The sequence below is a fragment of the Roseovarius sp. B-10 genome, assembly GCF_056859295.1.
The window spans coordinates 50,894-77,298 of sequence record NZ_JBSXOE010000036.1 but is presented as its reverse complement, the minus strand read 5'-3'; the positions used below and the strand labels follow the sequence as shown (position 1 = coordinate 77,298).

Genomic DNA, 26,405 nt, shown 5'->3' with positions numbered 1-26,405 from the left:
CTCCGGGCTGGGCAACGCGACGCTTAAATCAAAGCGGTGCCGTGGGTGCAAGACTGAGCGTGTCGGCCAGCCTCTGCCAGTCGTCCTCCCAGCCGCTGCCCTCGATGCCGGGCAGGCGGATCATCCATATCACCATGTCCAGCGCCGGAACGTCGCGACCGAGATGCACGAGCCGACCCGCTGACAGGTCGCCGCGTGCCATGGATTCGGGCAGCCACGCCACCCCGATCGCCCGCCGCGCGTATTCGTGCGCGGCAAGCGTGAGCGCCGTCTCGGCGCAGCGACGCAACCGCCGGTCCCGCCCTATCCGCGGCAGAAGCGCCCGGTCCATCACCTGCCCGAGAAAGACATCGCCGGGATAGCCAATATAGGGAAGGTCACTGCCGGTAAGCAGGCCGGGTGCGGCCACCGGGATGAGCCGCTCAGGGCCGAGCGACACGCGCTCGAACGCGCCGCCGAGGGCAAGCGGCGCGATCTGGGGCACGTCGTAGACCACGGCGAGATCGGCCTCGGCGGCAAGGAGCCGCAGCAGGCAATCCTCGCGGTTCTCCGAGCGCACGCGCACGGGCCGCGCCTGTCCCTCGGTCAGCGCGGCGACGATGGCCGGGGAATGGGTGGTGGTGATCGCGTGCTGGCAAGCCAGCGTCAGACCCCGCGCGCCGCCGCTCTGTGCCAACCCGTCGCGCAACTGGCGCAGTTGCGCCGCGAGGCTGCGCATCGCAGGCAGGTGGGGCACGATCTCGGGCAGGAGCGTCAGCGGTTTGTGGCGTCGTTCGAACAACGGCACGCCGAGCGCAGCCTCTATTACACGCAGCCGTCGGGTGAGCGCCGGCTGGCTGACATGGCGCAACTCGGCGGCGCGCGCCAGCGATCCAGCATCGGCCACGGCGAGGATATCATCAAGCCACTCCAGACGCATATTGCATATCTCGCATAATCCTTGGCAGGATTGGCATTGGACGGGCAAAATGTCACGCCATAATATCCCTCAAACGCATATTACCTGGAGGCCGCCATGCATCTCGCCCGCTTTCCCCGCCATTTTCTCGCGCACCTGCCCACGCCGCTCGAACGGCTTGATCGGCTGAGCGCCGAGCTGGGCGGCCCGGAAATCTGGATCAAGCGCGACGATTGCACCGGCCTCAGCACCGGGGGCAACAAGACCCGCAAGCTCGAATTCCTGATGGCCGAAGCAGAGGCGCAGGGCGCCGACATGGTGATGACCCAGGGCGCCACACAATCCAACCATGCCCGCCAAACCGCCGCCTTCGCCGCCAAGATGGGAATGGATTGCCATATCCTGCTGGAGGATCGGACCGGCTCGAACAATGCCAACTACAATAACAACGGCAACGTTCTGCTCGATCACCTGCACGGCGCCACCACTGAGAAGCGCCCCGGCGGCGGCGACATGAATGCCGAGATGGAGAAGGTGGCCGAGCGGTTCCGCGCCGAAGGGCGGAAGGTTTATACTATCCCCGGCGGCGGGTCGAACCCCACCGGCGCGCTCGGCTATGTCAACTGCGCGTTCGAGATGCTGGGGCAGTTCAACGACCGGGGCCTCAAGGTCGATCACATCGTTCACGCCACCGGCAGCGCCGGTACGCAGGCGGGGCTGATTACCGGGCTCAAGGCGATGAACGCGCAAATCCCGCTCCTTGGCATCGGGGTGCGCGCGCCCAAGCCCAAGCAGGAGGAGAACGTCTATAACCTCGCGTGTGCGACGGCGGAAAAGCTGGGCTGTCCGGGCGTGGTCAATCGCGAGGACGTGGTCGCCAATACCGATTACGTGGGCGAAGGCTATGGCATCCCCACGGAAAGCGGTATCGAGGCGATCCGCATGTTCGCGGAACTCGAAGCGATCCTGCTCGACCCGGTCTATTCCGCCAAGGGCGCGGCAGGCTTCATCGACCTGATCCGCAAAGGCCATTTCAAGAAGGGCGAGCGCGTGGTGTTCCTGCATACCGGGGGCGCGGTCGCGCTCTTCGGATACGACAACGCCTTTGACTTCTCGGGGCGCTGGACAAGCTGAACCCGCCCACCACCGACGCAAGAGGAAAGCCCCGCCGCGAAGCGGGGTTTTCCATGCCCGCCATATCCGCTAAAGCGCGGAGTGACCCGGCATTGCAGGCGGAAAGATCCATGAAATTCACACTGTCCTGGCTAAAAGATCACCTCGACACCACGGCGACCGTGGACGAGATCGCCGAGACGCTGACCGATCTCGGCCTCGAGGTGGAAAGCGTGAGCGACCCGGCGGCACGGCTGCACGATTTCACCATCGGCAAGGTGATCAGCGCCGAAAAGCATCCCGATGCAGACAAGCTACGGGTCTGCCAGGTGGCGACCGCTGCAGGCGAGACGCAAATCATCTGCGGTGCGCCCAACGCACGCGAGGGCATTACCGTGGTCATCGCCAGTCCCGGCGTCTACGTGCCGGGCATCGACACCACCATCGGCGTAGGCAAGATCCGCGGCATCGAGAGCCACGGCATGATGTGCTCGGAGCGCGAGATGGAGCTCTCGGACGAGCATGAAGGCATTATCGAACTGCCCTCGGGCGAGGTAGGCGAGCGCTTTACCGACTGGCTGGCGGCAAACGACCCGGCCAAGGTGGACCCGGTGATCGAGATCGCCATCACGCCGAACCGGCCCGACGCGCTCGGCGTGCGGGGGATCGCGCGCGATCTGGCGGCGCGGGGTCTTGGCACGCTGCGGCCCGCCGCGACGGCGGATATCGAGGGGCAGTTCACCTGCCCCATCGGCATCACCATCGACGAGGACACGGCCGAGGGTGGCTGTCACGTCTTTGCCGGGCGTCTCATCCGTGGGGTGCAGAACGGCCCCTCGCCCGCCTGGCTTCAGGACCGTCTGCGCGCCATCGGGCTGCGGCCCATCTCGGCGCTGGTCGATATCACCAATTTCTTTACCTATGACCGCAACCGCCCGCTCCACGTCTTTGACGCGGACAAGATGGCGGGCAATCTGCGGGTGCATCGCACCAAGGGTGGCGAAACGCTGACCGGCCTCGACGAGAAGGAGTATACCTTTGGCCCTGGCCAGGTGGTGATCTCTGACGACACCGGCATCGAGAGCATCGGCGGTATCATGGGCGGGCTGGCGACCGGTTGCACGGGCGAGACGGTCAATGTGTTTCTCGAGGCAGCGGTTTGGGACCATATCCAGATCGCGATGACCGGCCGCGCGCTGCGGATCAATTCCGACGCGCGCTATCGCAACGAGCGCGGCATCGACCCGGCCTTCAACATGGAGGGACTGGACCTCGCAACGCAGATGATCCTCGATCTGTGCGGTGGCACCCCTTCCAACAGAGTGGTGGCTGGAAAAGTACCGGACACGGCCCGCGCCTACCGGCTCGATCCCGCGCGGGTGCGCTCGCTCGTCGGCATGGAGATCCCCGAAAGTGATCAGCGCCAAACCTTGACGGCGCTCGGCTTTCGGCTCGAGGGCAGCATGGCGCATGTGCCGAGCTGGCGGCCCGACATCATGGGCGAGGCGGACCTCGTCGAGGAGGTGGCACGGATCGCGTCGCTCACGCGACTCGAGGGGCGACCGATGGCCCGGGTGCAGCCGGGCGTGCCCAAGCCGATCCTCAGCCCGATGCAGAAGCGTACACAGATCGCGCGGCGCAGCGCGGCGGCGCTCGGCTACAACGAATGCGTTACCTACAGCTTCATCGACCGTGAGGCCGCGGCGCTCTTCGGCGGGGGCGATGACGCCAGCCGGCTCGCCAACCCGATCAGTTCCGAGATGAGCCATTTGCGCCCGGCGTTGCTGCCCGGCCTGTTGCAGGCGGCGGCGCGCAACCAGGCGCGCGGGATCATGGACATGGCACTGTTCGAGGTGGGACACGTCTTTCATGGCGGCGAGCCGGAGGAACAGGGCCTGCTGGTGAGCGGTATCCTCGTGGGCCAGACCAGTCCCAAGGACGTACATGGCGGCGCGCGCGCCGCCGATCTCTACGACGCCAAGGCCGATGCCGAAGCGATCCTCGCGGGCATGGGCGCACCGGCCAAGGTGCAGATCCTGCGCGGGGCGGGCGACTGGTGGCACCCGGGGCGGCACGGCATGATCTGCCTCGGGCCTAAAAAGGTGCTGGCCGTGTTTGGCGAGTTGCACCCGCGCGTTCTGCGCGCGCTCGACGTGAAGGGGCCAGTCGTCGCCTACACGCTCTACCCGCAAGAAATCCCGCTGCCGCGCAACACATCAGCCTCACGCGGTGCGCTTGGGATCAGCGATCTTCAGGCCGTCGAGCGCGACTTCGCCTTCGTGGTGGACGCAGGTATCGAGGCGGCGACGCTGGTCAATGCCGCAACAGGCGCAGACAAGGCGCTCATCGAGCGTGTGCGTGTCTTTGACGAATTCATCGGCGGCAGCCTGGGCGAAGGCAAGAAATCGCTCGCCGTGACGGTGCGGATGCAGCCGCGTGAAAAGACGCTCACCGAGGCCGAGATCGAAGCGGTTTCGGCCCGGATCGTCGAGAAGGTGCAGAAAGCCACGGGCGGCGTGCTACGCGGCTGACAAGGGGAGGAACGGATGCTGAGAATCTATCTTTCGGGCGAGATCCACACCGACTGGCGCGACCGGATCATCGCCGGGGCCAAGGAGCTCGATGTCGAGTTTTCGGGCCCGGTGACAGATCATGCGGCGAGCGACGATTGCGGGGTCGCGATCCTCGGGGACGAGGCGGACAAGTACTGGCACGATCACAAGGGCGCGATGGTCAACGCCATCCGCACACGCAAGGGGATCGCGGAGGCCGATATCGTGGTGGTCCGCTTCGGCGACAAGTACAAGCAGTGGAACGCCGCCTTTGACGCGGGCTATGCTGCGGCGCTTGGCAAGTCGCTTATCGTGCTGCAACCACCCGAGCACGACCACGCGCTCAAGGAGGTGGACGCCGCCGCGCTCGCCGTGGCGCGGAAGCCAGAGCAGGTCGTCGATATCCTGAGATACGTTCTGGACGGCACGCTGCGCGGTTAGCTGCGCACCACGTAGACCGAGCATTCGGCATGAGTCACGACGTGGCTCGCCGTGGTGCCGAGCAGGTAGTCCTGCACCTTGGGGTTGGCCGATTCCATCACGATCAGATCGACCTTGCGCTCGTCGGCGAGCTTGACGATCTGGCGGTGCACCGCGCCCTTGCGCACGATCAATTCGACATCGACGCCTTCAGCGGGATGGGCGGCCACGAATTTCTTGAGCTCCTCACCCCAGTAAACATCTGAATTATAGATGTTCATGTTGCGCTCGATCTCGGGCGCGACGGTGGCCACGATGAGCTTGGCCCCGCGCCGCTGCGCCATTTCCACCGCCTCGCTATAGGCGTTGTACTCAACCTTCACGTGGCGCAGGTTGACGGGACATAGGATAAGGTGAGTCTGGCGGGGCATGGGGCCTCCGGAATTTGCGCTATGGCGGGACGCTATCAGATTCATCGGTGTCCCGCGCCCCTGTTGCGACCCATCACGGGCAGTGGCGACCTGCAGCGGCGGATCAGCGGCAGTTTCCACTTTCCTTCCCCGGAATTTCGCGCGACGAAACCTCATGCCGATTCTCGCATTTCTTCGCGATAACGCGCCGTGGCTCACGGCGGGGGTTCTGCTCACCTTTCTGTCGAGCTTTGGTCAAACCTATTTCATCTCGGTTTTTGCCGGAGAAATCCGAGGCGTGTTCGATCTCAGCCACGGGCAATGGGGGGGTATCTATAGCCTCGGCACCACCGCATCGGCACTGGCGATGGTATGGGCCGGGGGGCTGACGGACCTGTTTCGCGTGCGCGTTCTTGCGCCCATAGTGCTCGTCGCGATGATGCTGGCCTGCCTCGCGATGGCACTCAACCCGGTGTGGTGGCTCTTGCCCGTGGTCGTCTTTGCGCTGCGTTTCACCGGGCAAGGGATGATGAGCCACCTCGCCGTGGTGGCGATGGCGCGCTGGTTCGTGGCCAGCCGGGGCAAGGCCCTGTCGGTGGCGACACTGGGCAACGCGCTCGGCGAGGCGATCCTGCCGCTGACATTCGCGTCGCTGCTCATCGCGCATGACTGGCGCAGCCTTTGGATCGTGGCGTCAGCGATCGCGATCCTCGGCGTCCCGTTCCTGCTGCTATTGCTGCGGCGCGAACGCACACCACAAAGCTGGGCGCAGAGCAGCCAGTCGCTCGGGATGGACGGGCGGCACTGGACGCGGGGCGAGGCGCTGGGGCACTTCCTGTTCTGGTTCATGGTCCCGGCGCTGCTTGGGCCCTCGGCCTTCAACACGGCGTTCTTCTTTCACCAGGTGCATATCGCCGAGGTCAAGCAGGTCTCGCATGTGGAACTGGTCGCGATGTTTCCGCTGTATACCGCGATCAGCATCGGCGCGATGGTGACCGCGGGCCTCATGCTCGACCGGCTGGGCACGCCGCGCGTGCTGCCTTTCATCCAGATCCCGATGGTCGCCGCGTTCTTGCTGTTCTCGGTCTCCGAGGGGCCACTCCTGCTGCTTGCAGGTTTCGTCATGCTGGCGCTTACTACCGGTGCCAACAGCGTGGTGCCCAACGCGTTCTGGGCGGAATTCTATGGCAGCGCGCATATGGGTCGGATCAAGGCGATGGCCGCCGCGATCATGGTTCTCGGCTCGGCGATCGGCCCGGGTATCACCGGGCTGGCGATCGACCTCGGTATCGGGATCGAAGCGCAGTTCGTCATCATCGCCGGCTATTTCGCCTTTACCACGGTGATGATGATGATCGGCGTGGCCCGCGCGCGACCGGCGCTAGCGCCGACGCCGTAGATAGACGTAATAGGCCCCACCTCCACCGTGGCGGATATGCGCCTCGGTCACCTGCAACACCAGCGGCCCAAGCGGCGGAAGGCGCAGCCATTGCGGCACGTTGTGGCGCAGCACGCCGTGACGCACCGGGATCGGTCCGCCACCGTCGCGATCCTTGCCCTTACCGGTGACGACGAGCACCAGCCGCTTGCCCGCGCCATGCGCGCGCAGCATGAAACCGACGAGTGCGCCATGCGCCTGATCGAGGGTCATGCCGTGCAGGTCGAGCTTGGCCTCAGGGCTGAGCTTGCCCCGCTTGAGCCGTTGGAAAGACTTGCGATCCATCGCCACGGGCGCCGAGGCAATCCTCTCGGCGATACCCGGCAGAACATCGTGACGCGAGTCGTCGCCCTGCGCCGCCGCGCCCAGGCGGAACCGAGGGAGGGAGAGGCTCTCCTCTGGGGGCGGGTTAGCCGTCTTCGGCGCGTTGGCGGGCGTCATCGTCGTCTGCTTGCGCCTTCGGCCGAGCGGCTCGGTACGGCGTGCGACCTCTTGCCAGAGCGCCATCTCGTCGGGACGCAATTGACGCTTGCGGGTCATTGGAACGGGTCCGTGAGCATGGCATAGGCCCGCTGGATCGGCATGAGCACCAGCATCCGCCCGCCATCGCGCAGCTTTCCGGCCCGTCGGCCCGCCGCGTCGCCGGTACCGAAGAAGATGTCCGCGCGTTGCGGTCCGTTGATGGCCGAGCCTGTATCCTGCGCGATCATCAGGCGGTGCATTGGGTCGCGCCCATCCTTTTCGATCCAGACCGGCGCGCCCAGGGGCACATGGCCCGGATCAATCGCGATCGTGCGCCCCGGTGTCACCGAGCGATTCATCGCGCCCAACGGGCCGCGCTCGGGCGGCACTTCGTCGATCCGGCGAAAGAACACGTAGGAGGGGTTGTGAAAAAGCAGCTCCTTGCCGGCGACGGAATTGCGCCGCACCCAGTTCTTGATGACCTGCGCCGAGACCTGGTGTGCCTTGTAGATGCCCCGCTGCACGAGCTCGACCCCGATGGAGCGGTAAGGATGGCCGTTCGACCCCGCATATCCCACCCGGATCACGCGTCCGTCGGGCAGGCGAATGCGTCCCGATCCCTGGATCTGGAGAAAGAACAGCTCCACCGGGTCATCCACCCAGGCGATCTCGAGGCCCCGCCCTGCCATCACGTTGCTGGAGAGAATCTCGCGGCGCGACAGCCAGACGCTCGCGTCCCGCGCCTCTGGCGGCATCCGGTAGACGGGATGGCGATAGCGCCCGTCAGGACGAAGGGAGCCGGAGAGCTCGGGCTCGAAATAGCCGGTGAACAATGCCGGCCTGCCATCGCTGATGAGGACGGGACGGAAGAACAGCTCGAAGAAGGTGCGCGGTTCTGGTCCCGTCTGCGCCAGCGCGCAGAGCGCCTGCCAATCCGCCCCCGTCATGTCGGGGCATGTCTCGAGGAACACCGACAGCGCGGCGGCGTGATCGTCATTGGGCCATCGCGGCAGGTCGGAAAAATCGGCGACCTCGTGGCGGATATCCGCCGCCGTGGCCGGACCGGCCGACGACAGCGCCAGCATGAGAAGTATCGCGCGAAGCGCCCCGGTCATTCGCCCGTTGCGACGAGCCGCCAGTTTGGATCACCCGCGCCCATGATGCGCTCGTAGGTCCAACTGTCCTTCTGCCGCTTGCTACGTCCCGGCTCGCCCTCGACGATCTCGCCGTTGGCATTGCGCACCACGGTGATGAGCTCACCGACATAGTGCACGTCGATTTCGGCGCGGCGGGCGTCGGCGTCAAAGCGGGCATCGGCGATGGATATATGTCGGGTGCCCACGAATTCCGCCTCAACCGTCAGCCCTTGTTGCTGGCGCGCGTCCACGACCTCGGCAAAGGCTTCGTAGACATCGGGCGACAGGAAGGGCGTTACCTCGTCGAGCGTACCTCGCTCGAAGGCCATGAGAATCATCTCGTAGGCACCGCGCGCGCCTTGAAGAAAATCGGTCACGCCGAAATCAGGTTCGATGCGCTTCATCTCGGCCAGCGCAGCGGCGGCGTCGGAATCTTCGGGGACGTTGTCGGTGATGTCACGGTCAGGGCCACCTTCGATGACCTCGAACCCATGCCTCTCGGCGGCCCTTTCGACGGGCTTGGTGCGTGGGGTGCCCTCAAAGCCGTCCCGCGTGCCGAGAACGCTCTTCAGCCGAAGGATGAGAAAAATGGCGATGCCGGCGAGCACCAGCAATTGCAGGATCGGCGAATTCATGAGCACCTCTTGTCGTGCGGGGCATGGCAGGCTGTCTCTTGCGTCCTTATGTAGGTGACGCAAGGGGCCAAGTCCACCACAAGGCTCTTGAAAGGAAGGGGTGTGCCAATGTGGCTTCTGATTGCGTTCATCATCGTGCCGCTGATCGAGATCGCACTGTTCATCGAAGTTGGCGGGGCAATCGGTCTGTGGCCGACGCTGGCGGTCGTGGTGCTGACCGCCGTGATCGGCACCGCGCTCTTGCGCCGGCAAGGGTTGGCCGAGATGAATCGGCTGCGCGCCGCGCTTGACGGACATGGTGATCCGTCGGCGCCGCTGGTGCATGGCGCGATGATACTGTTTGCCGGGGCGCTGCTGCTGACGCCGGGGTTCTTTACCGATGCGGTCGGCTTTGCATTGCTGCTGCCCCCGGTTCGCAACTTCGTCTTTGCCCGGATACGCGAGCGGATCGTGGTTCACGGCACGCGCGGTGGCGATGGCGGCAACCCGGCCCGGCCCGACATCATCGAAGGCGACTACGAGACCATCGACCCGGCCGAGCGCGGCACCTCTGGCTGGACAAGGCATTGAGGCCGATACAACCGCCTGCTAAGCACTGCCGCAGCCAATTTTCACCAGGAGACACCGATGGCCGATCAGGATAACGGCGCCGACCAACAGACAACCGACGGTGCAACGGCACCGCAGATGCGGATGCAGATTCTCACGCAGTTCGTGCGCGATCTCTCGTTCGAGAACGTACTTGCTCAGCGGGGCACCGGTGGCGAGGTCCAGCCCGATGTGCAGGTGTCCGTCAATCTCGATGCCAAGAAGCGATCCACGGAGCATCAGTTCGAGGTGGCGTGCAAGCTTAACGTCACCTCGCGGAACAAGGAAAGCCAGGAGGTGCTGTTCGTCATGGAGATGGAGTATGTGGGCGTGTTCCACATCGAGGGCGTGCCCGACGACCAAATCCATCCCTACCTGCTGATAGAGTGTCCGCGCCAGATCTTCCCGTTCATGCGCCGCATCGTGAGCGACGTGACCCGCGACGGCGGATTCCCGCCGCTCAACCTCGAAAGCATAGATTTCGTACAGCTTTACCGGCAGGAAATCGCGCGCAGGCAGGCTGCGCAATCCCAGACCTCCGACGCCTGAGCCGCCACGCCGGGCCCCGGCGTCGCGGGGCCCGGCATTCAGCCTTCAAGCTTGGCGCGCAACTCACGCAGTACCGGCAGGCTCGAACGCACGCGATCCTCACCGAGATCGGCAATCAGGTCCGACACCATCGGGGTAATGGCCGATAGGGCGGCGTCACGCGCCATGCGCCCGGGGCGGCTAATCGAGACCATCTTGCGACGCGCATCCTCCCAGTCGGGGCGGATATGGACGTACCCCGCCCACTCTAGCTTGGACAACGTGTTGGTCATGGCGCCGCGAGTGACGTGAAAGCTCTTGGCCAGTTGCGCCGGGCTGCGCTCTTCGCCGGTGCGGGCAAGGTGGTTGAGCACCGCGAAATGCGAGATTTCCATTCCCTTGGGCAGAACACGGCTAAGCCGCGAGCGAATCAGTTGATCGTTCGTCAGGATCTCGCTGAAAAGCGCGACCGCGAGGGAATTGCTCTGCGTCTCTTCCATTCAGGGGCCATCGAAATCCCGGTCATGGCGCAGCGACGGCACGCGCCTGCGAGCTTGTGCCACCTCCGAGAGGTCGAGATCAACCGTGATGATCCCCGCCTCGGTGCCACCATCGGCGATCACCTCGCCCCACGGACCGATCACAAGACTGTGCCCATGAGTGCGCCGTGCCTGCCCCCGGCTGGCAGTGTGGCTGCCGGTTTGCGCAGGTGCGAGCACGAAACACCCAGTTTCGATAGCACGCGCACGCAGCAGACTTTGCCAATGGGCGGCGCCAGTTACATGGGAAAACGCCGCCGGGACGGTCAGGATCTCGGCCCCCGCCTGCGCCAGCCGGCGATAGAGGTGGGGAAATCGCACGTCGTAACAGACGCTCAGCCCGATCTTGCCCCAGGGCGTGTCAGACAGCACCGCGCGGGTGCCGGGACGAAAGCCGTCGGATTCGCGATACGTCTCCTCGGGGCTCACATCCACGTCGAACATGTGAATCTTGTCATAGCGCGCGCGGATCGCGCCATCGTCCCCGATGAGGAAAGACCGGTTGGCAAAGCGCCCGTCAGGATCATCGGTCTTGAGCGCGAGAGAGCCGATGAGCAGCCAGACCCCGAGCCGTTCCGCCTCGGCGCGCAGCGCGGCCAGCGTGGGGTCGTCCGATTCGTGGTTCAGAACCGCCCGTTGATGGGTGCGGCTGGTCGAGACGCAATTCGTCACCTCCGGCGTCAGAATGATCTCGGCCCCGTCCGCCGCCGCGTCCCCCATCCACGCACGCACCACGGCGAGGTTCTCAACGGGATCATCGCTCGACGTGAGTTGTAGAAGCGCGGCGCGCATGGCTCACCCCTGCAAAAGCGTGTCGAGCTTGCCCGCACGATCGAGCGCATAAAGCTCATCGCAGCCGCCGACATGGGTCTCGCCAATAAAGATTTGCGGCACAGTGTGGCGACCGCTCGCGCGACCCATCATCTCGGCCTTGCGCTTGGGTTGTGCAAGCACGTTGATTTCTGAGAAGGCGGCTCCCTTCTGTTTCAGGAGCCGCTTGGCAGCATGGCAGAAGCCACAAAGCGGTGAGGTGTATATCTCGATCTGGGGCATGTGTCGTCCTGTGTCGTCCTGTCCTGTTCTGACAGGAACTTAGGCATCCCTGACAGCGCGCGCCAGTGCGAGAATGCACACATCCTCCGCCCCGGCCGCGAAACACGCCTGTGCCGCCGCCGAGAAGGTTGCGCCCGATGTCATCACGTCATCGACCAGGAGCACGCGCGCGCCGCGCACCGCATCGGCATGGCGCGGGTTGGGGCAGATCGCACCGTCGAGCGTCGCATGGCGTGCGGCCCGGTCGAGCCCCTTGAGGCTCCGCGTCCGCCGCTGCCGGAACAAGAGATCGGGCACATTTGTCAGCCCGGTTTCCCGCGCAAGCGCATGCGACAGCAACGCCGACTGGTTGAATCGCCGCGTGAGCAACCGTGTCCAATGCAGCGGCACCGGCGCGATCAACATGCCGGGCAAGAGCATCGGCTGCGCGCTCCGCGCGAGCCACTTGCCAGCGGGATGGGCCACGTCGTGCCGGTCGCCATGCTTGAGCGCCAGCGTCAGACGCCGCCCATTCGCGTCATAGCGCAGCGCCGCCCGCCCGCGCGTCCAGGGCCGCGCGCTGACAAGGCAATCATCGCAGTGCTCCGTATCCGCGCCCGCATCGCCGGGCAGCGGCGCGCCGCACAGGTCGCATACTAGCCCGGTGATGAAAGGCGTGTCACGCCAGCACGCCCCGCACAGGCCAAACGCATCATCCACCGTCACGCCGCACAGCGTGCAGCGCGGCGGATAGACGAGACGAACTGCCATTTGTAAAGCCGGGTGCGCCATTCTATTTTCCCCCCATGAGCCAAGCCAAGCTGACCGACCGCCCCGCCCTCTTGCGCCAGCGCGCCCGTGCGCTGCGTGCACCCGTGACATTCCTGCACGAACTTGCCGCCGAGGAGATCGAGGATCGGCTGCGGATGGTTAACAGATCCTTTACGGCTCCGGCCCTCATCACCGGTTTTCCGGATTTCTGGCGGGCGCGGCATACGGATGCGACCGTGGTCGCGGATGACGAGACGCTGACGCTGCGGCCCGGGGCGCATGATCTGGTGATCCATGCGTTGTGCCTGCACTGGGCGGACGACCCGGTGGGACAACTTGTGCAGGCGCGCCGCGCGCTTTGCCCGGACGGGCTCATGCTCGCAGTGCTGTTCGGCGGGGGCAGCCTGCAGGAATTGCGCGCCGCGCTTGCGCAGGCCGAGGCGGACGTGACCGGGGGTCTGTCGCCGCGCGTCCTGCCGATGGGGGATATCCGCGATCTCGGCGCGCTGTTGCAGCGCGCCGGGTTTGCGCTGCCGGTGGCCGACAGGCTGCCGCTCGACCTGCGCTATGCGGACGCGCTCGCGCTCATGCGCGAGCTGCGCGCCATGGGCGAGACCAACGCGATGGACGCGCGCCCGCGTGGTGCGCTGCGGCGCGACGTACTGGCACGGGCTTGCGACATCTACGCGCGCGACTTCGCCCATCCCGAGGGCGGGGTCCGCGTCAGCGCCGAGATGGTCTTTCTGACCGGCTGGGCCCCGGACCCGAGCCAGCCGCAGCCGCTACGTCCCGGATCGGCCGCCGCACGGCTGGCGGATGCGCTGGAAACACGGGAAAATCCCCTCGAAGATTGACCTCGCTTGCGTAACCGTTATGTCAACGGTGATCCGTGCAAAGGAACCTCTGCGCCATGCTTGATGCCAGCCGCGACGCGACGCGACCCAGCCACGCCCCCACCGACCACCCCAAGGTGCCACGCGCCAGGACCGGCGTTCTGTTGGCCAATCTCGGCACGCCGGATCACTACAGCTATTGGCCAATGCGCCGTTATCTCAACGAGTTTCTTTCGGATCGCCGTGTGATCGACTACGCGCCGTGGAAATGGCAGCCGCTGTTGCAGCTTGTCATCCTCAGCAAGCGACCGTTCACCTCGGGCGCCGCCTACAAGTCGATCTGGAACGAGGAAAAGGGCGAGAGCCCACTGATGACCATCACGCGCGATCAGACCGAGAAGCTCGCACATGCAATGAAGGCGCGGTATGGCGACGACGTGATGGTCGATTTCTGCATGCGCTATGGCAGCCCATCCACGAAATCCAAGGTGCGCGCGCTGACCGAGGCGGGTTGCACCCGCATCCTGTTCTTCCCGCTCTATCCGCATTACGCGGGCGCCACCTCGGCCACGGCCAACGATCAATTCTTCCGCGCGCTGATGCAGGAAACATGGCAGCCGGTGGCGCGGGTGGTCGAGCCGTATTTCGAGCATCCCCTCTATATCGAGGCGCTCGCGCAATCGGTGGAGCGCGCCTATGCAGTGGCGGAGACGCGGCCGGAGATTCTGGTCGTGTCCTATCACGGGATGCCAAAGCGATACCTGATGCAGGGAGACCCGTATCACTGCCAGTGCCAGAAGACGACGCGGCTCTTGCGCGAGCGTCTCGGCTGGGAGCAGACGGAGATCACAACCACGTTCCAGTCGGTCTTTGGCCCGGAGGAATGGCTCAAACCCTACACGGTGAACGAGGTTGCCCGCCTCGCGCGCGAAGAGGGCAAGAAGCGCATCGCGGTGATGGCTCCTGCCTTTTCCGCCGATTGCATCGAGACGCTGGAAGAGATCAACGAGGAAATCCGCGAAAGCTTCGAGGAGGCGGGCGGAAAGGAATTCACCTACATTCCATGTCTCAACGATGACGAGGCGCATATCACGGCCCTGTCGGCCATCGTGGAAAAGAATCTCGCCGGTTGGCTCGATTGAACGTCACTGGCGGAATGCGGACATGAAAAAAGGCAGCGCCGAAGCGCTGCCTTTTCTCTTGTTACGAAAAACCGGATCAGTCGGCGGCAACAACCGCGGCAACAATCGCCAGCAGCAGCAGCGGCACCCAGACGGCAGCGGCAGACGAGCTGGCGTTGGTTTCTTCGACGATGACCGGGGCCTCAACCATAGGCTCTTCCAGGTTTCCAGCGAAACCGGTGGATGCAGCGGCGGAAAAGGCGGCAGCGAGAACGAGTTTTTTCATCATAATCCTCCAGATGCGGGCTTGGTCATCACAGAAACGACCAAGCGCCCAAGACTTACCTCGTAACTTTTTCTAATCAGCAAATCGTGAAGAATGCAAACTCAACTTGCCGCTTGATGCACATTTGCCGCCGCGATTTTGTCAAATAAGCAACACCTGCGTGCCAACCTTGGCGAGCGCAAACAACTCCTGGATGTGCTCGTTATAAAGCCCGATGCACCCGTTCGATGATCGCCGCCCGATCTTGCGCGTGTCATGCGTGCCGTGGATGCGGTAGTAGGTCCAGCTCAGATAGAGCGCGTGGGTGCCCAGCGGGTTGTCGGGCCCCGGTGGCACGTAGGCGGGCCAGTCAGGGTTACGCTTGAGCATCGACGGCGTGGGTCGCCAACTCGGCCCTACGACCTTGCGTACAACTCGTGTGCGGCCGCGGCGCGTTAGCTCATCGGTCAGCGGAACGGAGGACGGGTAGAGCTTGTAAGTCTCGCCGTCCTCGTCCCAGTAATGCACCGCCCGCGAATCCGTGTCGCAAAGGATCGCGCCATTCCGGAGGTTAGAGAAATAAGGCTTCCAGTCGAGCATGCGGAACGCCGAGATGTTGCGCCGCACCGACTCTGTGACCTCGCTCTCAATTTCGACCGTACCATCACCATCGACATTCTGGGCCAGCGCGGGCGCGCCGATCATTGCCGCGCTGCCGGCGAGAAATGCGCGCCGCTTCATCTTTTTCGGGATGTATGACGACATCGTTTTCACTCCACCTGCCTTGCCACCTTGGCGCATAATATATGGCTTTCAGGACGCAGTCGCAAATCAAACAAGCGCGAAAATGCTACATCAGGCTCATGCCGGTTTGAAAATGCGTGCAGGTCGGGCTAAAGCAGGTTTTCGTAACAGGCTCGGGTGGCACAGCAACATGATACGCGTATTCGTTCTTCTTATGGTCTCCGTTCTGGCCCTGTCGGCCTGCGCCGCACCGCCGTCGCCACCTCAGATGGGGCCCGACGGCAAGCCGCTGCCGCGGGTCTACCGGATATCGCCGGGCGATACCCGCGAGATCCGGTTCCGGATGCTGGATGCGGTCAATTCCCTGCGCGAGGCCGCCGGTGTCAGCCCGCTCGTTCTCGATGACAAGCTGACCGCCGCCGCCGCGACCCATTCCCGCGACATGTCGGTGCAGGAGCGCCCGTGGCATTTCGGCTCCGACGGCTCTTCACCGCTCGACCGGGTAAAGCGCGTCGGCTACCAGGGAGAATTCATCGGCGAGACGATCTCGGAGACCTACGAGAGCGAGCTCCAAACACTCGCCGCCTGGATGGAGGACGATGTCACGCGCCGCGTCATACTTTCGCCCGAGGCACGCCGAATGGGCTTTGCCTGGCACCAGGATCGGGGCGGCAAGCTGTGGTGGACGCTGACGCTCGGTGCCTGATCATCCATATAGGGTGATCGGCGTGCCGTTGCGGACCATGGCGTAGATATCCTCCATCTCGCGATTCTTGACCGAGATGCAGCCTGCGGTCCAATCCGACTTGAGAAATGCGAACGTCTTCGCCTCGCCGTGAATGAAGATGTCGCCCCCCGGGGACTTGCCGAGCAGACGGGCATAGGCGATGTCCGCCTCGTTGGGATAGGAGATGCCGAGCGAGAGGTGATAGGCGCTGTTGGGGTTGCGCCGGTCGATGAGATAATCGCCCTCCGGCGTCTTGCCGTCGCCCTCGAACTGCTTGTGACCATCGGGCGCAAAGCCCAGGTCGATCTTGTAGCGTTTCAGCGTACTGCCTTGATGCAAAAGGAACATTTCGCGCGCGCCCTTGTCGACGATGACGCGGGTGACCTCGGGTCCGCGATAGGTGCGAAACTTCGATGGCCCGGCGCATCCTGCAAGCGCGGCGGCACCGGCGAGAAGGGTGAAACGTCTGGTTATATTCACGGGTTTGCCCACACTGCCGACCTCTGGATTTTTTTCTGAATATACCGGATTCGTCGAAAATTGCCTAGCTGTATCGTGTCGGTATCGTGTCGGTATCGCGTCAGTGCAGATGAAAGCCCGCGACCAACTCGACATGCGCCGACCAGCGGAACTGATCGACAACGCGCACCGGCCCCATTCGATACCCCGCCGCCAACAGCGTCCCGGCATCGCGGGCAAACGTCATCGGGTTGCAGGAGACATGGGCAATGAGCGGCACGCCCGAACGCGCCAGTTCGGCGATCTGCGCCTCGGCCCCGGCGCGCGGCGGGTCGATCACCACGGCGTCAAACTGAGCCAAATCCTGCGCATCGAGCGGGCGGCGAAAGAGGTCGCGCACCTCGTGGGTGACGGGCCGCAGCCCCTGCGCGTGGCGCGCGGCGTGATCGAGCGCGGCGATCATCCCGGGCGCGCCTTCGACCGCGTGCACCGCCGCGCGCCGCGCCAGCGGAAAGGTGAAGGTGCCGCACCCAGCAAAGAGATCGGCCACGCGCCGCACGCCGTCGAGAAGCGCCATGACCTCGGCCATCAACGCCGCCTCGCCCTCGGCTGTGGCCTGAAGGAACGCACCGGGCGGGGGCACAACCGGCACCCCGGCAAAATCTTGCACCGGCGCGCGGCGGGTGAGCACGGTTTCGTCCTCCCAGGCCAGCCGCGCCAGATCATGCCGCTCGGCCAGCGCGGCGAGCGACAGGCGCAACGGCCCGTCGAGCGGCTTGCCGCCCGCGACCGCCAGATCGAGACCGGCGCGCGACAGCGTCGCCGTGACCGCGATTTCGGCCTTGCGGCTCGTCCCGGTGAGCGCGAGATCGCGGGCAGCGGCAAGCGCGGGCATGAGATCGGGGTGCAGCAGGTGGCAATCGGGCACCTCGACCACCTGATCGCTGGCCCGCGCGTGAAACCCCGCCAGCGCGCCGGATTTCGTGCGCCGCGCCGCCAGAACCGCGCGGCGGCGCGAAGCGGGAGGCGAGGTCAGAACGGGAGCGATCTTGGCCTCGATCCCACGACCGCGCAGGGCGGCGCACACCTGCTCTGCCTTCCACTCCGCGACGAAGCCGTCAGAGGCGTGCTGAAGCTGGCAGCCGCCGCATTGCGCGAAATGGCGGCAAGGGGCGCGGACGCGATCGGACGAGGGCGTGAGGATGCGGATATCGGTGAGGCGCTGGCCATCGGGCGTGCCGCTCACCTCCTCGCCCGGCAGGGTGCGCGGCGCGAAGAGCGGACCCTCGGCCACGCCATCGCCCCGCGCGCCAAGCCGCAGGATGCGGTGCGTGCTCACAGCAGGTCCTCGCGGCGCAGGGTAAAGCCCGAGGCGATCCAGCGAGTCTCGATCTCGGACAGGCGGCGGCCGAGGTCGGCGCCGGAGTGCTCTGGCATCAGGTCGGCGGCGCGGACCGGGCACACCGCCGCCGCGCCGCGCCTGATGTCGTCGAGTGCGTCCGGCGCAAGCGGGGTGCCAAGGAGTGCCGCCCGCAGGAGCACGATATCGGCCCCCTCCCCGGCCCCGAAGCGATAGCCGATCTCGGCGGTGGACATGCCGCTCTCGATCCCGTCGCGCAGGCGCGCCAGCCGCCGGCCTTCGGCGCGCGAGAGGCGCAGCCGTTCTGACGCATCCTCGCCGCCCAGCGCGGTAAGACGGCGGAGGGCATCGGGGGCCGTCTCCGTTTCCGCCTCGAGGTGGACGAGCGGGGCAAGTGCCGCCGCGTCGGCCCCCGGCAAGATCGCCCCGAGCACGCCCGCGGCCTGCATCGCTGCGACCGAGGGCGCGGGATCGGGGGCGGCCAGAAGCTTGCGCATCTCGGCCCCGATTCGCTCTCGCGAGAGGGCGGCAAGGCTGTCGCGGGCGGCGGCGCAGGCAGCGAGCCCGTCAGGATCGAGGCCACCCTGCGGATCGCCGTAGCAGGCGTGAAAGCGGAAGAATCGCAGGATGCGCAAGGTATCCTCGCGAATGCGCTGTGCCGGGTCGTCGATGAACCGCACGCGGCGCGCGCGCAGGTCGGGCAGCCCGCCAAGCGGGTCGAGCACATGGCCATCGCACTCGGCATAGAGCGCGTTCATGGTGAAATCGCGGCGGCGTGCGTCAGCCTCGATGCTATGGCCAAAGGCGACCTGCGCGTGACGTCCATACGTCTCTATATCGGCGCGAAAGGTGGTGACCTCGTGCGGCAGCCCGCCCGAGACCACGGTGATCGTGCCGTGGTCGATCCCGGTCGGGACCGGCTTGAGCCCCGCCTCGCGCGCCAGCGTCATCACCGTTTCGGGATGCGCGTCTGTGGCGATGTCGATATCGCCCACCGGCACACCGAGAATCGCGTTGCGCACGCAGCCACCGACGAACAGCGCCCTGTGGCCGCCAGCGGACAGCGCGTCAAACACCGCGCGTGTCTCAGGGCGCACGATCCAGTCATCCTCGATCCTCATGGCCGTCCCGCCATGTCGGCCATCACTCGCAGGATGCGGGCGGTCGCGCCCCAGATGTAATACGGTCCGTAAGGCACCGTGTAATAGCGCCGCCACGTCCCTTTCCAGCGGCGCTGCTCGACGCGAAAACGCGCAGGGTCGAGAACATGCGCAAGCGGGACAGCGAAGATCTCGGCCACCTCGCCCGGCTCGGCCACGGGGCTGAAAGGGGTGGAGACACGGGCAAGCACCGGCATGACATCGAAACCTGTAACGGTCTCGTGGCGAGGCAGGTCGGCGAGAATCTCGACGGCGTCCGGGGCGAGGCCGATTTCCTCGCGCGCCTCGCGCAGGGCGGTGGCGTGCAGGTCAGCATCGCCCAAATCCTGCTTGCCGCCGGGAAAAGCGATCTGGCCCGGATGATGCCGCAGCGCCGAAGAGCGCGTGGTCAGGATCACACGCGGTACATCGCCGCCTGTCTCGACAGCGACGAGCACGGCCGCGGGCCGCAGCTTTCGCCCCTCGGGTAGCGAGATCCCGCGGTTGAGGTCGTAATCCGACGACCCCGCTCGCGGCGCGCCCGCCGCGTTCAGAATGCGGGTGAGGGGATCACTCGGTGTCACCCGGGGCCTCCGGGGCATCAAAGCCGAGAGTTTCAGGAGCGAGCCGGTAATGCGCCCCGCAGAACTGGCAATCGGCGGTGACGATGCCCTCTGCGGTGGTCATGCTGGCGATGTCGCGAGCCGAGTATATCGACAGGCTGTTGCGCACCCGCTCCTCGGAGCAGGTGCAACCGAAACGCACGGGCTGCGTCTCGAACACGCGGGGGCCTTCCTCGTGGAAGAGCCGCACCAGCAGGTCGGCCGGCGAGACGGACGGACCGATCAGTTCCAGCGTCTCGACCGTATCGAGCAGGTGATTGGCGCGGCCCCAGTTCTCGGCATCGTCGCCGTGCACGATGTCGCGCGCGGCGAGCAGCCCGCCCTTGCCAGAGCCGCCGTCCTTGGCGAAGGGCGAGGCCTTGGGCATGTGTTGCAGCATCACGCCGCCCGCGCGCCAATGCTCGGCACCCCCTTGCTCGGTAGACCTGCCGAAGCTGAGTGCGAACCGCGTTGGCAATTGCTCTGACTGTGCGAAATAGGCCTCGGCGCAGTTGCGCAGCGCCTTGCCGGTTATCGGGGTGATACCCTGGTAGGGCGTCGTGCCCTGCCCTTGATCGAGGAGCACGGCGAAATAACCCTCGTCCAGTTGCGCGAAGGCGTCGCCGTCGCCGATCCTGTCCGGGTCGAAGCTGGCATAGGCACGCATGCGGGCCGGCTCGCCCTCGCGGGTGGGGGCGAAATAATCGCTGGCGATGCGGCGGACCCCGCCCTTGCTCTGAAGTTGGAGCGAGAGCTTCCAGCGCAGCTTTATCGTCTGACCAATGAGCGCCGTCAGGAGCGCCATCTCGGCGATCAGGGCCTCGACGGGGGGCGGGTAGTCGTGCTGTTTCAGGATCGCGTCGAGAACACCGTCGAGCCGCGCGACCCGGCCCCGGATATCCGCGTGATCTAGCTGGAACGGCAGGACCGTGTCGTCCCACGCTAACCTCTGTCCAAGCGTCATGGGCTTTCCTTCGCTGCGCGGTTTGGGCATATCGCGACGGGCAGGGCAGGACAAGGCGGGCGTGAAGGAGACGGAATGACACGGCGATTCGGAGAGCCCCCGCGGCCCGGTATCCGCTATCGGCTCCGCCCTGGCGTCTATGCCGTGCTGCCGCGGGGCGGGCGGCTTCTGGTGACGCATCAGGCCACGCCGGTGCCCGAGCTGCAATTGCCCGGGGGTGGTATCGACCCGGGCGAATCACCCCTGCGGGCGCTCTATCGCGAAGTGTGGGAGGAAACCGGCTGGCTGATTGCGCGGCCGCGGCGGATCGGGGCGTTTCGCCGGTTCACCTACATGCCGGACTACGATCTCTGGGCGGAAAAGCTTTGCGTGATTTATCGCGCCTGCCCGGTGCGCCGGCTGGGTCCGCCATCGGAGCCGGGGCACCGGGCGCTGTGGATCACGCCCGCGCGCGCCGCGCGCGAGCTTGGCAACGCCGGGGATCGCCACTTCGTCAGCCAGGCCGGGGCATGGGCCTGAATTCCAGAAGAACCGCCGAGATATCATCGGTAAAGCGCGCCTCGCCTGCGTGATCGGACAGCTTCCACATGAGCGATTCGAGAAAGGCCGGGCCACGTGTCTGGCGCAGGTGACGCATGATCGCGGCAAGGCCAGTGTCACCGAGCATGAACCCATCCGGGTCGGCGCATTCAGTGATCCCGTCTGAATGAATGAGCAGCCGGTCGCCAGGTGCCAGCGTGAACTCTACCTGGTCGAAGCTCGCCCCCTCGATGAGCCCCACGGGCAGGCCACCCTCGCCCACGAACTCGACCGACCCGTCGGCGCGCTGCACGGCCGGGTGCGGATGCCCGGCCTGCGCAAGGATCACCCGGCCCGTCGCGAGATCGACATCGGCGAGCGCAATGGTGAAGTAATGCTCGGTCTCGAGATCAGAGAGAAAGACATGGTTGAGCCGCGACACCGTCTCGGCCGGGGGGCGCGCGGCGAAGCGCCCCGGGGCGATCTCGTGCAGCGCGAGGTTGTGCTCGGGCACGGTGGCCGAGAGATAGCCAGCGAGCCGTGCGGTCATCAGCGCCGAGCTGATCCCGTGGCCGGACACGTCGAGCCCGTAGAGACCAACACGGCTGTCGGATATCGGGAACATGCCCACGAGATCGCCCCCGACATGGCCCGAGGAATGCAGCGAGAGAGAAACCTCTGCCGGGCCGAGATCGCGATAGCGTTCGCTGAGCAACGACTGTTGCAGCTTGTTGGCCTCGACAAGATCGTTGTCGAGCGAATCGTAGAGTGCCTGCAATTCGTCGAGCGTGGCCCTGACGAGCCGGTTCTTGGCAAGCAGCTCGCGCTCCATATCAAGGATGCGCATCCCGGCGGCCATGCGCGCGCGCAGTTCTGCGGAATTGACCGGCTTGGTGAGGAAGTCATCGGCCCCGGCATCCAGGCCGAGCGCGATCTCTTCCTTGCCGCTCTTGGAGGTGAGGAGGATGAAGTAGACATAATTGTCGTTGTTCATCCCGCGGACGGCACGACAGAATTCCGGGCCGCTCATCCCCGGCATCATCCAGTCGCTGACCACGAGTTCGGGAAGATTGCGATGACAGATGTCGATCGCTTCGCCACCGCTTTCGGCCTCTTCGACGACATAGCCCCATTGCCGCAGGTAACTGCCGAGAATGCGCCGCTGCGCCCGGCTGTCATCAACGACAAGAACGCGCCGCGCATCGGAGCTGGCGGCGGCCTCATCCTTGGTCACGTTTGCGCCGCGCACCGCTCTCACCATCACTCGTTTCGCGCACACGGTCGCCGCACGAGCGTTTACATCCCGTGAATGATAAAAGTTTCTGGTATTTTCCCATCGACGTTAACACGTTCTGAAGACCTCGTGCGGAGACTGGCAGAAATGCGGGAGAGGCTGACATGATAGACTGGATTCGCGTGCGGGAACTGCGGGAAGAGATCGGTGCCGACGCCTTCGAGGAGGTGCTCGACCTGTTTCTGGAGGAAGTGGAGACGGCGCTCGCGGTGCTACGTACCGCCACGACAGAGGATGATCTTGAGGCACAGTTGCATTTTCTGAAGGGCAGCGCGCTCAATCTCGGCTTTAAGGCACTTGCCAACCTGTGTGCCGATGGCGAGGCGAAATCGGGCGCGGGGGCGCGTGATAGCGTCGATATCCCCAGGATCGTTTCCGGATATGAGGCATCGAAAGCCGCATTTCTTGCCGGGATCGCGGAGGGAATCGCCGCCTAGATGAGGAACTCGGCAAGCACCTCGTCACGGGTGATGTCGCGATACGCAAACCCTGTCTGGTCGAGGCGCGCGATGAACGCATCGAAATTCTCGGGCCGCGTCGTCTCGATCCCGATGAGGACCGAGCCGAAATTGCGCGCGGATTTCTTGAGGTATTCGAAACGCGCGATGTCATCATCCGGGCCAAGAACCTCGAGAAAATCGCGCAGCGCGCCGGGGCGTTGCGGCATGCGAAGGATGAAGTATTTCTTGAGCCCCGAGAAGCGCTGCGCGCGCTCCTTGACCTCGGGCAGGCGTTCGAAATCGAAATTGCCGCCGGAGGTGACGCAGACCACGGTCTTGCCCCGAATCTGGTCGCCCACGTCCTTGAGCGCATCAACCGACAGCGCCCCGGCGGGCTCGAGCACGATGCCCTCGACATTAAGCATTTCGAGCATGGTGGTGCACAGCCGGTCCTCGGCGACAGCGATCAGGCCAAAGCCGTCATGCGGGGCAAGGCGCGCGAAGGGACGCGCGCCGATCTGCGCCACGGCGGCCCCGTCGGCGAAGGTATTCACCTGATCCAGCCGCACTGGCGCCCCCGCCGCAACCGCCGCGGCGAGACAGGCCCCGCCGGCGGGCTCTACCAGGGTGAGCGGTACGCGGTCACCGAAATAGCTGTAGACGCCCGAGGACAGCCCGCCGCCGCCCACGGGCAGCACCATGTGATCGGGCAACCGCTCCATCTGCGTCTCTATCTCGACCGCGACGCTGGCCTGCCCGGCGATCACATCCTCGTCGTCGAACGGCGCAAGAAAATGCCCGCCCACCTGCGCGCAATAGTCCTGCGCGGCGGCGAGCGTGTCGTCGAAATAGTCGCCGGTGAGCCGGATCGTGACGGCATCGCCGCCAAATTTCTCTGTCTTTCCAATCTTTTGCTGCGGCGTCGTTACCGGCATGAAGATCGCGCCACGAACCCCGAAATGGCGGCACATATAGGCCACGCCCTGCGCGTGATTTCCGGCGCTCGCGCAGACGAACTGCGCGGTATCGGGCCGCGCCGAGAGCACGTGGCGCATGGCGTTGAAGGCACCGCGCAGCTTGTAGGAGCGCACCGGGCTGAGATCCTCGCGCTTGAGCCAGATGTCGGCGTCGTAACGCTCGGACAGGTGGTCGTTACGCTGCAAGGGCGTCGGCGGAAAGACGGCGCGCATGGCGGCCTCGGCGGCGCGGGCGGTATCGCGGAAATCGGACATGGCCGTGTCAGTGACGCAATCGCGGGCGGCTGGCAAGGGGCTGGCTTGCCCCGCCCCGCAAAACCCGCTAATCGCGCGGGAAATCCGCGAAGGGGGAAGCATGATGTCCGCGCCGAAGAAAGTTGTTCTGGCCTATTCCGGGGGTCTCGATACCTCGATCATCCTGAAATGGCTGCAGACGGAATATGGCTGCGAGGTGGTTACCTTTACCGCCGACCTGGGCCAGGGCGAAGAGCTGGAGCCCGCGCGGGAGAAGGCGAAACTCCTTGGAATCAAGGAAGAAAACATCTTCATCGAGGATGTGCGCGAGGAGTTCGTCCGCGATTTCGTGTTTCCGATGTTCCGCGCCAACGCGCTCTACGAGGGGCAATACCTGCTTGGCACCTCGATCGCCAGACCCTTGATTTCAAAGCGTCTTGTCGAGATCGCAGCCGAGACCGGGGCCGATGCCGTGGCGCACGGCGCGACCGGCAAGGGCAACGACCAGGTGCGGTTCGAATTGGCGGCCTATGCGCTCAACCCCGATATCAAGGTGATCGCGCCGTGGCGCGAATGGGACCTGACGAGCCGCACACGACTGCTTGATTTTGCAGAGAAAAACCAGATTCCGATCGCCAGGGACAAGCGTGGCGAAGCGCCGTTTTCGGTGGATGCGAACCTGCTGCACACCTCGAGCGAGGGCAAGGTGCTCGAAGACCCGGCAGAGGCGGCGCCCGACTATGTCTATCAGCGCACTGTTAGCCCCGAGGACGCGCCGGACACCCCGGAATTCATCGAGATCACGTTTGACAAGGGCGATGCGGTGGCCATCGACGGCACCCCGATGAGCCCCGCTAACATATTGACGAAGCTCAATGAATTGGGTGGAAAGCATGGCATCGGGCGGCTCGATTTCGTGGAAAACCGCTTTGTCGGGATGAAATCGCGCGGCATTTACGAGACGCCGGGCGGTACCGTCCTGCTCGAGGCGCATCGCGGGATCGAGCAGATCACGCTCGACAGCGGCGCGGGGCACCTCAAGGATTCGCTCATGCCGCGTTATGCGGAGCTGATCTATAACGGCTTCTGGTTCAGCCCTGAACGCGAAATGTTGCAGGCGGCGATTGATCACTCGCAACATCATGTGTGCGGCACGGTGCGGTTGAAGCTCTACAAGGGATCGGCCACGACCGTTGGGCGCTGGTCCGATCACAGCCTCTATTCCGAGGCGCATGTCACCTTCGAGGAGGATGCCGGGGCCTATGACCAGAAGGATGCCGCCGGGTTCATCCAGCTCAACGCGCTGCGGCTGAAACTGCTCGCGGCGCGGAACCGGCGGCTGAAGGGCTGAGTCGAACCGCAAGGTTCAAGGCGTGAACCGGGAGGTTCGCGGCGCGCCCGGCACGGTGGCACAAGGATTTGCTTACCCGGGCGAGAGCGCCACGGCGCGCAGCCGCTCGTAGGCGGGCATCGCCGCCTCGGCCAGTGCGGCGCGCGGCCCGTGGAGCGCAGGCGGCGGCCCCTCGGCGGGGGCGAAGCCGGTGCTGTCATGGACGGCCCCATACCAATGCGCGGCCCAGACCCCATCATCGGGGTGGCCGCCGCGCGGCCAGGTGAGCATCGCGGGCGTCCAGTCGAGGCCGATGGCGGCACAAAGCCGTTGCAACATGGTTGACGGATCGCGCCGGATATCGGCGGAATCGATCACAACGGGGGATTGCCCCTCTGCCACCAGTTGCTCGTAAAGCTCGACCTGCTGGACAAAGCCGATATCGGCGAGGGTGGGGTTGTCGTACTTGACCGAGAAGCTGGCGGCGACGCGCGCGGGGTGACGGATGAGAAACACGTTCACGACGCCAAGAACCCAGTCGCGGGGAATACCGGGGATCATGTGCTGGGCCATGTGCTTTTGGTAGAAATGCGGCTTTTGGGCTGGAACAGGGCCTAAAAGCTGCTCGATCACCGCGGTCGGATCCTGCGGCTGCGCCGCGAGGATCTCGTCGCGCATCGGATGAGCGAGGCCGGTTTTCGCGAGGTAGGCGGCATAGAACGGCTCGTCCACCACGGCGCAATCGCCGCGCGCGGCGAAGGCGTACATCATCGCGGTGGACAGATTGCGCGGCCCCGACCACATGGCGATGTGCATTCCCGGCCCTCCCCTTGCTCCCCGGCTTGTGAGCGACAAGCGCTTGGCTTTGCTCGCAA

At 65.2% G+C, this 26,405-nt stretch carries 31 protein-coding genes; 12 read left to right on the top strand and 19 right to left on the bottom strand.

Annotation, left to right across the window (positions count from 1 at the left end):
• Positions 1–28: 28 nt before the first annotated feature.
• On the bottom strand, positions 29–919 hold the full coding sequence (locus tag AC13D8_RS13770) for a LysR family transcriptional regulator (protein WP_482969294.1): 891 nt from the start codon (positions 917–919) through the stop codon (positions 29–31).
• Between the two features lie 96 nt (positions 920–1,015).
• Between AC13D8_RS13770 and cuyA the strand changes: the two genes are divergently transcribed.
• The 3 genes from cuyA to AC13D8_RS13755 all read left to right on the top strand — a co-directional run bounded on the left by cuyA (position 1,016) and on the right by AC13D8_RS13755 (position 5,004).
• A complete protein-coding gene (gene cuyA / locus AC13D8_RS13765) occupies positions 1,016–2,032 on the top strand; it encodes a D-cysteate sulfo-lyase (protein WP_482969293.1) in 1,017 nt (338 codons plus the stop codon).
• Between the two features lie 110 nt (positions 2,033–2,142).
• Positions 2,143–4,542: a phenylalanine--tRNA ligase subunit beta gene (gene pheT / locus AC13D8_RS13760; RefSeq protein WP_482969292.1), complete on the top strand. Its 2,400-nt coding sequence runs from the start codon at positions 2,143–2,145 to the stop codon at positions 4,540–4,542.
• 15 nt (positions 4,543–4,557) lie between these two features.
• Positions 4,558–5,004: a YtoQ family protein gene (locus tag AC13D8_RS13755; RefSeq protein ID WP_482969291.1), complete on the top strand. Its 447-nt coding sequence runs from the start codon at positions 4,558–4,560 to the stop codon at positions 5,002–5,004.
• Here the strand turns inward: AC13D8_RS13755 and AC13D8_RS13750 are convergent.
• Positions 5,001–5,414 carry a universal stress protein gene (locus AC13D8_RS13750; protein WP_482969290.1) on the bottom strand — a complete coding sequence of 138 codons (414 nt, stop codon included), beginning with the start codon at positions 5,412–5,414 and terminating at the stop codon, positions 5,001–5,003. The genes AC13D8_RS13755 and AC13D8_RS13750 overlap by 4 nt on opposite strands.
• 154 nt (positions 5,415–5,568) lie before the next feature.
• Here AC13D8_RS13750 and AC13D8_RS13745 point away from each other — a divergent pair, with 154 nt between their 5' ends.
• Positions 5,569–6,792, top strand: coding sequence for an MFS transporter (locus AC13D8_RS13745; protein ID WP_482969289.1), 1,224 nt, complete (start codon positions 5,569–5,571; stop codon positions 6,790–6,792).
• Here AC13D8_RS13745 and AC13D8_RS13740 read toward each other — a convergent pair.
• The 3 genes from AC13D8_RS13740 to AC13D8_RS13730 are packed head-to-tail and all read right to left on the bottom strand — an operon-like array spanning position 6,775 to position 9,064.
• Positions 6,775–7,371 (bottom strand): Smr/MutS family protein, encoded by a 597-nt coding sequence (locus AC13D8_RS13740; RefSeq protein WP_482969288.1) that lies wholly within the window; start codon positions 7,369–7,371, stop codon positions 6,775–6,777. The genes AC13D8_RS13745 and AC13D8_RS13740 overlap by 18 nt on opposite strands.
• The gene (gene mltA, locus AC13D8_RS13735) at positions 7,368–8,408 is read right to left on the bottom strand and encodes a murein transglycosylase A (RefSeq protein WP_129431100.1); all 1,041 of its coding nucleotides are present in this window, start codon (positions 8,406–8,408) and stop codon (positions 7,368–7,370) included. The genes AC13D8_RS13740 and mltA overlap by 4 nt, the downstream gene beginning before the upstream one ends.
• Complete coding sequence (locus AC13D8_RS13730; RefSeq protein WP_482969287.1) at positions 8,405–9,064, bottom strand: Tim44/TimA family putative adaptor protein; 660 nt, start codon at positions 9,062–9,064, stop codon at positions 8,405–8,407. Before AC13D8_RS13730 ends, mltA begins: the two co-directional genes overlap by 4 nt.
• Positions 9,065–9,172: 108 nt before the next feature.
• Here AC13D8_RS13730 and AC13D8_RS13725 point away from each other — a divergent pair, with 108 nt between their 5' ends.
• Positions 9,173–9,634 carry an FxsA family protein gene (locus AC13D8_RS13725; RefSeq protein WP_482969286.1) on the top strand — a complete coding sequence of 154 codons (462 nt, stop codon included), beginning with the start codon at positions 9,173–9,175 and terminating at the stop codon, positions 9,632–9,634.
• Positions 9,635–9,691: 57 nt separating this feature from the next.
• Entirely contained in the window at positions 9,692–10,201 is a 510-nt protein-coding gene (gene secB / locus AC13D8_RS13720; protein ID WP_129431097.1) for a protein-export chaperone SecB, read from the top strand.
• A 38-nt stretch (positions 10,202–10,239) separates the two neighbouring features.
• On the opposite strand, the gene AC13D8_RS13715 is transcribed toward secB, so the two are convergent.
• Genes AC13D8_RS13715 through AC13D8_RS13700 form a run of 4 tightly spaced genes read right to left on the bottom strand, consistent with a single transcriptional unit; the run spans position 10,240 to position 12,522 of the window.
• Positions 10,240–10,680: a MarR family winged helix-turn-helix transcriptional regulator gene (locus tag AC13D8_RS13715; protein WP_104019977.1), complete on the bottom strand. Its 441-nt coding sequence runs from the start codon at positions 10,678–10,680 to the stop codon at positions 10,240–10,242.
• Positions 10,681–11,511, bottom strand: coding sequence for a carbon-nitrogen hydrolase family protein (locus AC13D8_RS13710; RefSeq protein WP_482969285.1), 831 nt, complete (start codon positions 11,509–11,511; stop codon positions 10,681–10,683).
• A gap of 3 nt (positions 11,512–11,514) precedes the next feature.
• Positions 11,515–11,772 carry a glutaredoxin 3 gene (gene grxC, locus AC13D8_RS13705; protein ID WP_104019975.1) on the bottom strand — a complete coding sequence of 86 codons (258 nt, stop codon included), beginning with the start codon at positions 11,770–11,772 and terminating at the stop codon, positions 11,515–11,517.
• A 39-nt stretch (positions 11,773–11,811) separates the two neighbouring features.
• Entirely contained in the window at positions 11,812–12,522 is a 711-nt protein-coding gene (locus AC13D8_RS13700) for a double zinc ribbon domain-containing protein (protein WP_482969284.1), read from the bottom strand.
• 35 nt (positions 12,523–12,557) lie between these two features.
• Here AC13D8_RS13700 and AC13D8_RS13695 point away from each other — a divergent pair, with 35 nt between their 5' ends.
• Together AC13D8_RS13695 and hemH are read left to right on the top strand one after the other, a co-directional pair.
• Positions 12,558–13,376, top strand: coding sequence for a methyltransferase domain-containing protein (locus AC13D8_RS13695; protein ID WP_129431094.1), 819 nt, complete (start codon positions 12,558–12,560; stop codon positions 13,374–13,376).
• Positions 13,377–13,432: 56 nt separating this feature from the next.
• A complete protein-coding gene (hemH, locus tag AC13D8_RS13690; protein WP_482969283.1) occupies positions 13,433–14,497 on the top strand; it encodes a ferrochelatase in 1,065 nt (354 codons plus the stop codon).
• A 76-nt stretch (positions 14,498–14,573) separates the two neighbouring features.
• Here hemH and AC13D8_RS13685 read toward each other — a convergent pair whose 3' ends face one another.
• Positions 14,574–14,762, bottom strand: coding sequence for a hypothetical protein (locus tag AC13D8_RS13685; RefSeq protein WP_129431092.1), 189 nt, complete (start codon positions 14,760–14,762; stop codon positions 14,574–14,576).
• A gap of 141 nt (positions 14,763–14,903) precedes the next feature.
• Positions 14,904–15,506 (bottom strand): L,D-transpeptidase, encoded by a 603-nt coding sequence (locus AC13D8_RS13680; RefSeq protein WP_482969282.1) that lies wholly within the window; start codon positions 15,504–15,506, stop codon positions 14,904–14,906.
• Between the two features lie 169 nt (positions 15,507–15,675).
• On the opposite strand from AC13D8_RS13680, the gene dalA reads away from it, so the two are divergent.
• Positions 15,676–16,191 carry a divisome-associated lipoprotein DalA gene (gene dalA, locus AC13D8_RS13675; protein WP_129431090.1) on the top strand — a complete coding sequence of 172 codons (516 nt, stop codon included), beginning with the start codon at positions 15,676–15,678 and terminating at the stop codon, positions 16,189–16,191.
• On the opposite strand, the gene AC13D8_RS13670 is transcribed toward dalA, so the two are convergent.
• The 5 genes from AC13D8_RS13670 to hslO all read right to left on the bottom strand — a co-directional run bounded on the left by AC13D8_RS13670 (position 16,192) and on the right by hslO (position 20,736).
• Positions 16,192–16,692: a L,D-transpeptidase family protein gene (locus AC13D8_RS13670; protein WP_129431089.1), complete on the bottom strand. Its 501-nt coding sequence runs from the start codon at positions 16,690–16,692 to the stop codon at positions 16,192–16,194. It abuts the gene before it with no gap.
• Between the two features lie 100 nt (positions 16,693–16,792).
• Entirely contained in the window at positions 16,793–18,010 is a 1,218-nt protein-coding gene (locus tag AC13D8_RS13665; protein WP_482969281.1) for a class I SAM-dependent RNA methyltransferase, read from the bottom strand.
• Positions 18,007–19,152 carry a CCA tRNA nucleotidyltransferase gene (locus AC13D8_RS13660; protein ID WP_482969280.1) on the bottom strand — a complete coding sequence of 382 codons (1,146 nt, stop codon included), beginning with the start codon at positions 19,150–19,152 and terminating at the stop codon, positions 18,007–18,009. The genes AC13D8_RS13665 and AC13D8_RS13660 overlap by 4 nt, the downstream gene beginning before the upstream one ends.
• Positions 19,149–19,772, bottom strand: a complete 624-nt coding sequence (locus AC13D8_RS13655) for a CoA pyrophosphatase (RefSeq protein WP_482969279.1) — start codon at positions 19,770–19,772, stop codon at positions 19,149–19,151. The genes AC13D8_RS13660 and AC13D8_RS13655 overlap by 4 nt, the downstream gene beginning before the upstream one ends.
• Positions 19,741–20,736: an Hsp33 family molecular chaperone HslO gene (gene hslO, locus AC13D8_RS13650; protein WP_482969278.1), complete on the bottom strand. Its 996-nt coding sequence runs from the start codon at positions 20,734–20,736 to the stop codon at positions 19,741–19,743. Before hslO ends, AC13D8_RS13655 begins: the two co-directional genes overlap by 32 nt.
• 75 nt (positions 20,737–20,811) lie before the next feature.
• Here hslO and AC13D8_RS13645 point away from each other — a divergent pair, with 75 nt between their 5' ends.
• Positions 20,812–21,255, top strand: coding sequence for an NUDIX hydrolase (locus AC13D8_RS13645; protein WP_482969277.1), 444 nt, complete (start codon positions 20,812–20,814; stop codon positions 21,253–21,255).
• Here AC13D8_RS13645 and AC13D8_RS13640 read toward each other — a convergent pair.
• Positions 21,230–22,489, bottom strand: a complete 1,260-nt coding sequence (locus AC13D8_RS13640) for a PP2C family protein-serine/threonine phosphatase (protein ID WP_482969276.1) — start codon at positions 22,487–22,489, stop codon at positions 21,230–21,232. The two genes, AC13D8_RS13645 and AC13D8_RS13640, sit on opposite strands and share 26 nt — an antisense overlap.
• Before the next feature lie 164 nt (positions 22,490–22,653).
• Here AC13D8_RS13640 and AC13D8_RS13635 point away from each other — a divergent pair, with 164 nt between their 5' ends.
• Positions 22,654–22,986 (top strand): Hpt domain-containing protein, encoded by a 333-nt coding sequence (locus tag AC13D8_RS13635; protein WP_482969275.1) that lies wholly within the window; start codon positions 22,654–22,656, stop codon positions 22,984–22,986.
• Here the strand turns inward: AC13D8_RS13635 and ilvA are convergent.
• Positions 22,983–24,221, bottom strand: coding sequence for a threonine ammonia-lyase IlvA (gene ilvA / locus AC13D8_RS13630; RefSeq protein ID WP_482969274.1), 1,239 nt, complete (start codon positions 24,219–24,221; stop codon positions 22,983–22,985). The genes AC13D8_RS13635 and ilvA overlap by 4 nt on opposite strands.
• Positions 24,222–24,324: 103 nt before the next feature.
• Here ilvA and AC13D8_RS13625 point away from each other — a divergent pair, with 103 nt between their 5' ends.
• A complete protein-coding gene (locus tag AC13D8_RS13625; RefSeq protein ID WP_482969273.1) occupies positions 24,325–25,551 on the top strand; it encodes an argininosuccinate synthase in 1,227 nt (408 codons plus the stop codon).
• A gap of 72 nt (positions 25,552–25,623) precedes the next feature.
• Here AC13D8_RS13625 and AC13D8_RS13620 read toward each other — a convergent pair whose 3' ends face one another.
• Positions 25,624–26,346: a sulfotransferase-like domain-containing protein gene (locus tag AC13D8_RS13620; protein ID WP_482969272.1), complete on the bottom strand. Its 723-nt coding sequence runs from the start codon at positions 26,344–26,346 to the stop codon at positions 25,624–25,626.
• Positions 26,347–26,405 lie beyond the last annotated feature (59 nt).

Bases quoted from the DNA above. Each gene is read 5' to 3' on its own strand.
- AC13D8_RS13770 (WP_482969294.1), bottom strand. From the start codon at position 919: ATGCGTCTGGAGTGGCTTGATGATATCCTCGCCGTGGCCGATGCTGGA.
- cuyA (WP_482969293.1), top strand. From the start codon at position 1,016: ATGCATCTCGCCCGCTTTCCCCGCCATTTTCTCGCGCACCTGCCCACG.
- pheT (WP_482969292.1), top strand. From the start codon at position 2,143: ATGAAATTCACACTGTCCTGGCTAAAAGATCACCTCGACACCACGGCG.
- AC13D8_RS13755 (WP_482969291.1), top strand. From the start codon at position 4,558: ATGCTGAGAATCTATCTTTCGGGCGAGATCCACACCGACTGGCGCGAC.
- AC13D8_RS13750 (WP_482969290.1), bottom strand. From the start codon at position 5,414: ATGCCCCGCCAGACTCACCTTATCCTATGTCCCGTCAACCTGCGCCAC.
- AC13D8_RS13745 (WP_482969289.1), top strand. From the start codon at position 5,569: ATGCCGATTCTCGCATTTCTTCGCGATAACGCGCCGTGGCTCACGGCG.
- AC13D8_RS13740 (WP_482969288.1), bottom strand. From the start codon at position 7,371: ATGACCCGCAAGCGTCAATTGCGTCCCGACGAGATGGCGCTCTGGCAA.
- mltA (WP_129431100.1), bottom strand. From the start codon at position 8,408: ATGACCGGGGCGCTTCGCGCGATACTTCTCATGCTGGCGCTGTCGTCG.
- AC13D8_RS13730 (WP_482969287.1), bottom strand. From the start codon at position 9,064: ATGAATTCGCCGATCCTGCAATTGCTGGTGCTCGCCGGCATCGCCATT.
- AC13D8_RS13725 (WP_482969286.1), top strand. From the start codon at position 9,173: ATGTGGCTTCTGATTGCGTTCATCATCGTGCCGCTGATCGAGATCGCA.
- secB (WP_129431097.1), top strand. From the start codon at position 9,692: ATGGCCGATCAGGATAACGGCGCCGACCAACAGACAACCGACGGTGCA.
- AC13D8_RS13715 (WP_104019977.1), bottom strand. From the start codon at position 10,680: ATGGAAGAGACGCAGAGCAATTCCCTCGCGGTCGCGCTTTTCAGCGAG.
- AC13D8_RS13710 (WP_482969285.1), bottom strand. From the start codon at position 11,511: ATGCGCGCCGCGCTTCTACAACTCACGTCGAGCGATGATCCCGTTGAG.
- grxC (WP_104019975.1), bottom strand. From the start codon at position 11,772: ATGCCCCAGATCGAGATATACACCTCACCGCTTTGTGGCTTCTGCCAT.
- AC13D8_RS13700 (WP_482969284.1), bottom strand. From the start codon at position 12,522: ATGGCAGTTCGTCTCGTCTATCCGCCGCGCTGCACGCTGTGCGGCGTG.
- AC13D8_RS13695 (WP_129431094.1), top strand. From the start codon at position 12,558: ATGAGCCAAGCCAAGCTGACCGACCGCCCCGCCCTCTTGCGCCAGCGC.
- hemH (WP_482969283.1), top strand. From the start codon at position 13,433: ATGCTTGATGCCAGCCGCGACGCGACGCGACCCAGCCACGCCCCCACC.
- AC13D8_RS13685 (WP_129431092.1), bottom strand. From the start codon at position 14,762: ATGAAAAAACTCGTTCTCGCTGCCGCCTTTTCCGCCGCTGCATCCACC.
- AC13D8_RS13680 (WP_482969282.1), bottom strand. From the start codon at position 15,506: ATGTCGTCATACATCCCGAAAAAGATGAAGCGGCGCGCATTTCTCGCC.
- dalA (WP_129431090.1), top strand. From the start codon at position 15,676: ATGATACGCGTATTCGTTCTTCTTATGGTCTCCGTTCTGGCCCTGTCG.
- AC13D8_RS13660 (WP_482969280.1), bottom strand. From the start codon at position 19,152: ATGAGGATCGAGGATGACTGGATCGTGCGCCCTGAGACACGCGCGGTG.
- AC13D8_RS13655 (WP_482969279.1), bottom strand. From the start codon at position 19,772: ATGCCCCGGAGGCCCCGGGTGACACCGAGTGATCCCCTCACCCGCATT.
- hslO (WP_482969278.1), bottom strand. From the start codon at position 20,736: ATGACGCTTGGACAGAGGTTAGCGTGGGACGACACGGTCCTGCCGTTC.
- AC13D8_RS13645 (WP_482969277.1), top strand. From the start codon at position 20,812: ATGACACGGCGATTCGGAGAGCCCCCGCGGCCCGGTATCCGCTATCGG.
- AC13D8_RS13635 (WP_482969275.1), top strand. From the start codon at position 22,654: ATGATAGACTGGATTCGCGTGCGGGAACTGCGGGAAGAGATCGGTGCC.
- ilvA (WP_482969274.1), bottom strand. From the start codon at position 24,221: ATGTCCGATTTCCGCGATACCGCCCGCGCCGCCGAGGCCGCCATGCGC.
- AC13D8_RS13625 (WP_482969273.1), top strand. From the start codon at position 24,325: ATGTCCGCGCCGAAGAAAGTTGTTCTGGCCTATTCCGGGGGTCTCGAT.
- AC13D8_RS13620 (WP_482969272.1), bottom strand. From the start codon at position 26,346: ATGCACATCGCCATGTGGTCGGGGCCGCGCAATCTGTCCACCGCGATG.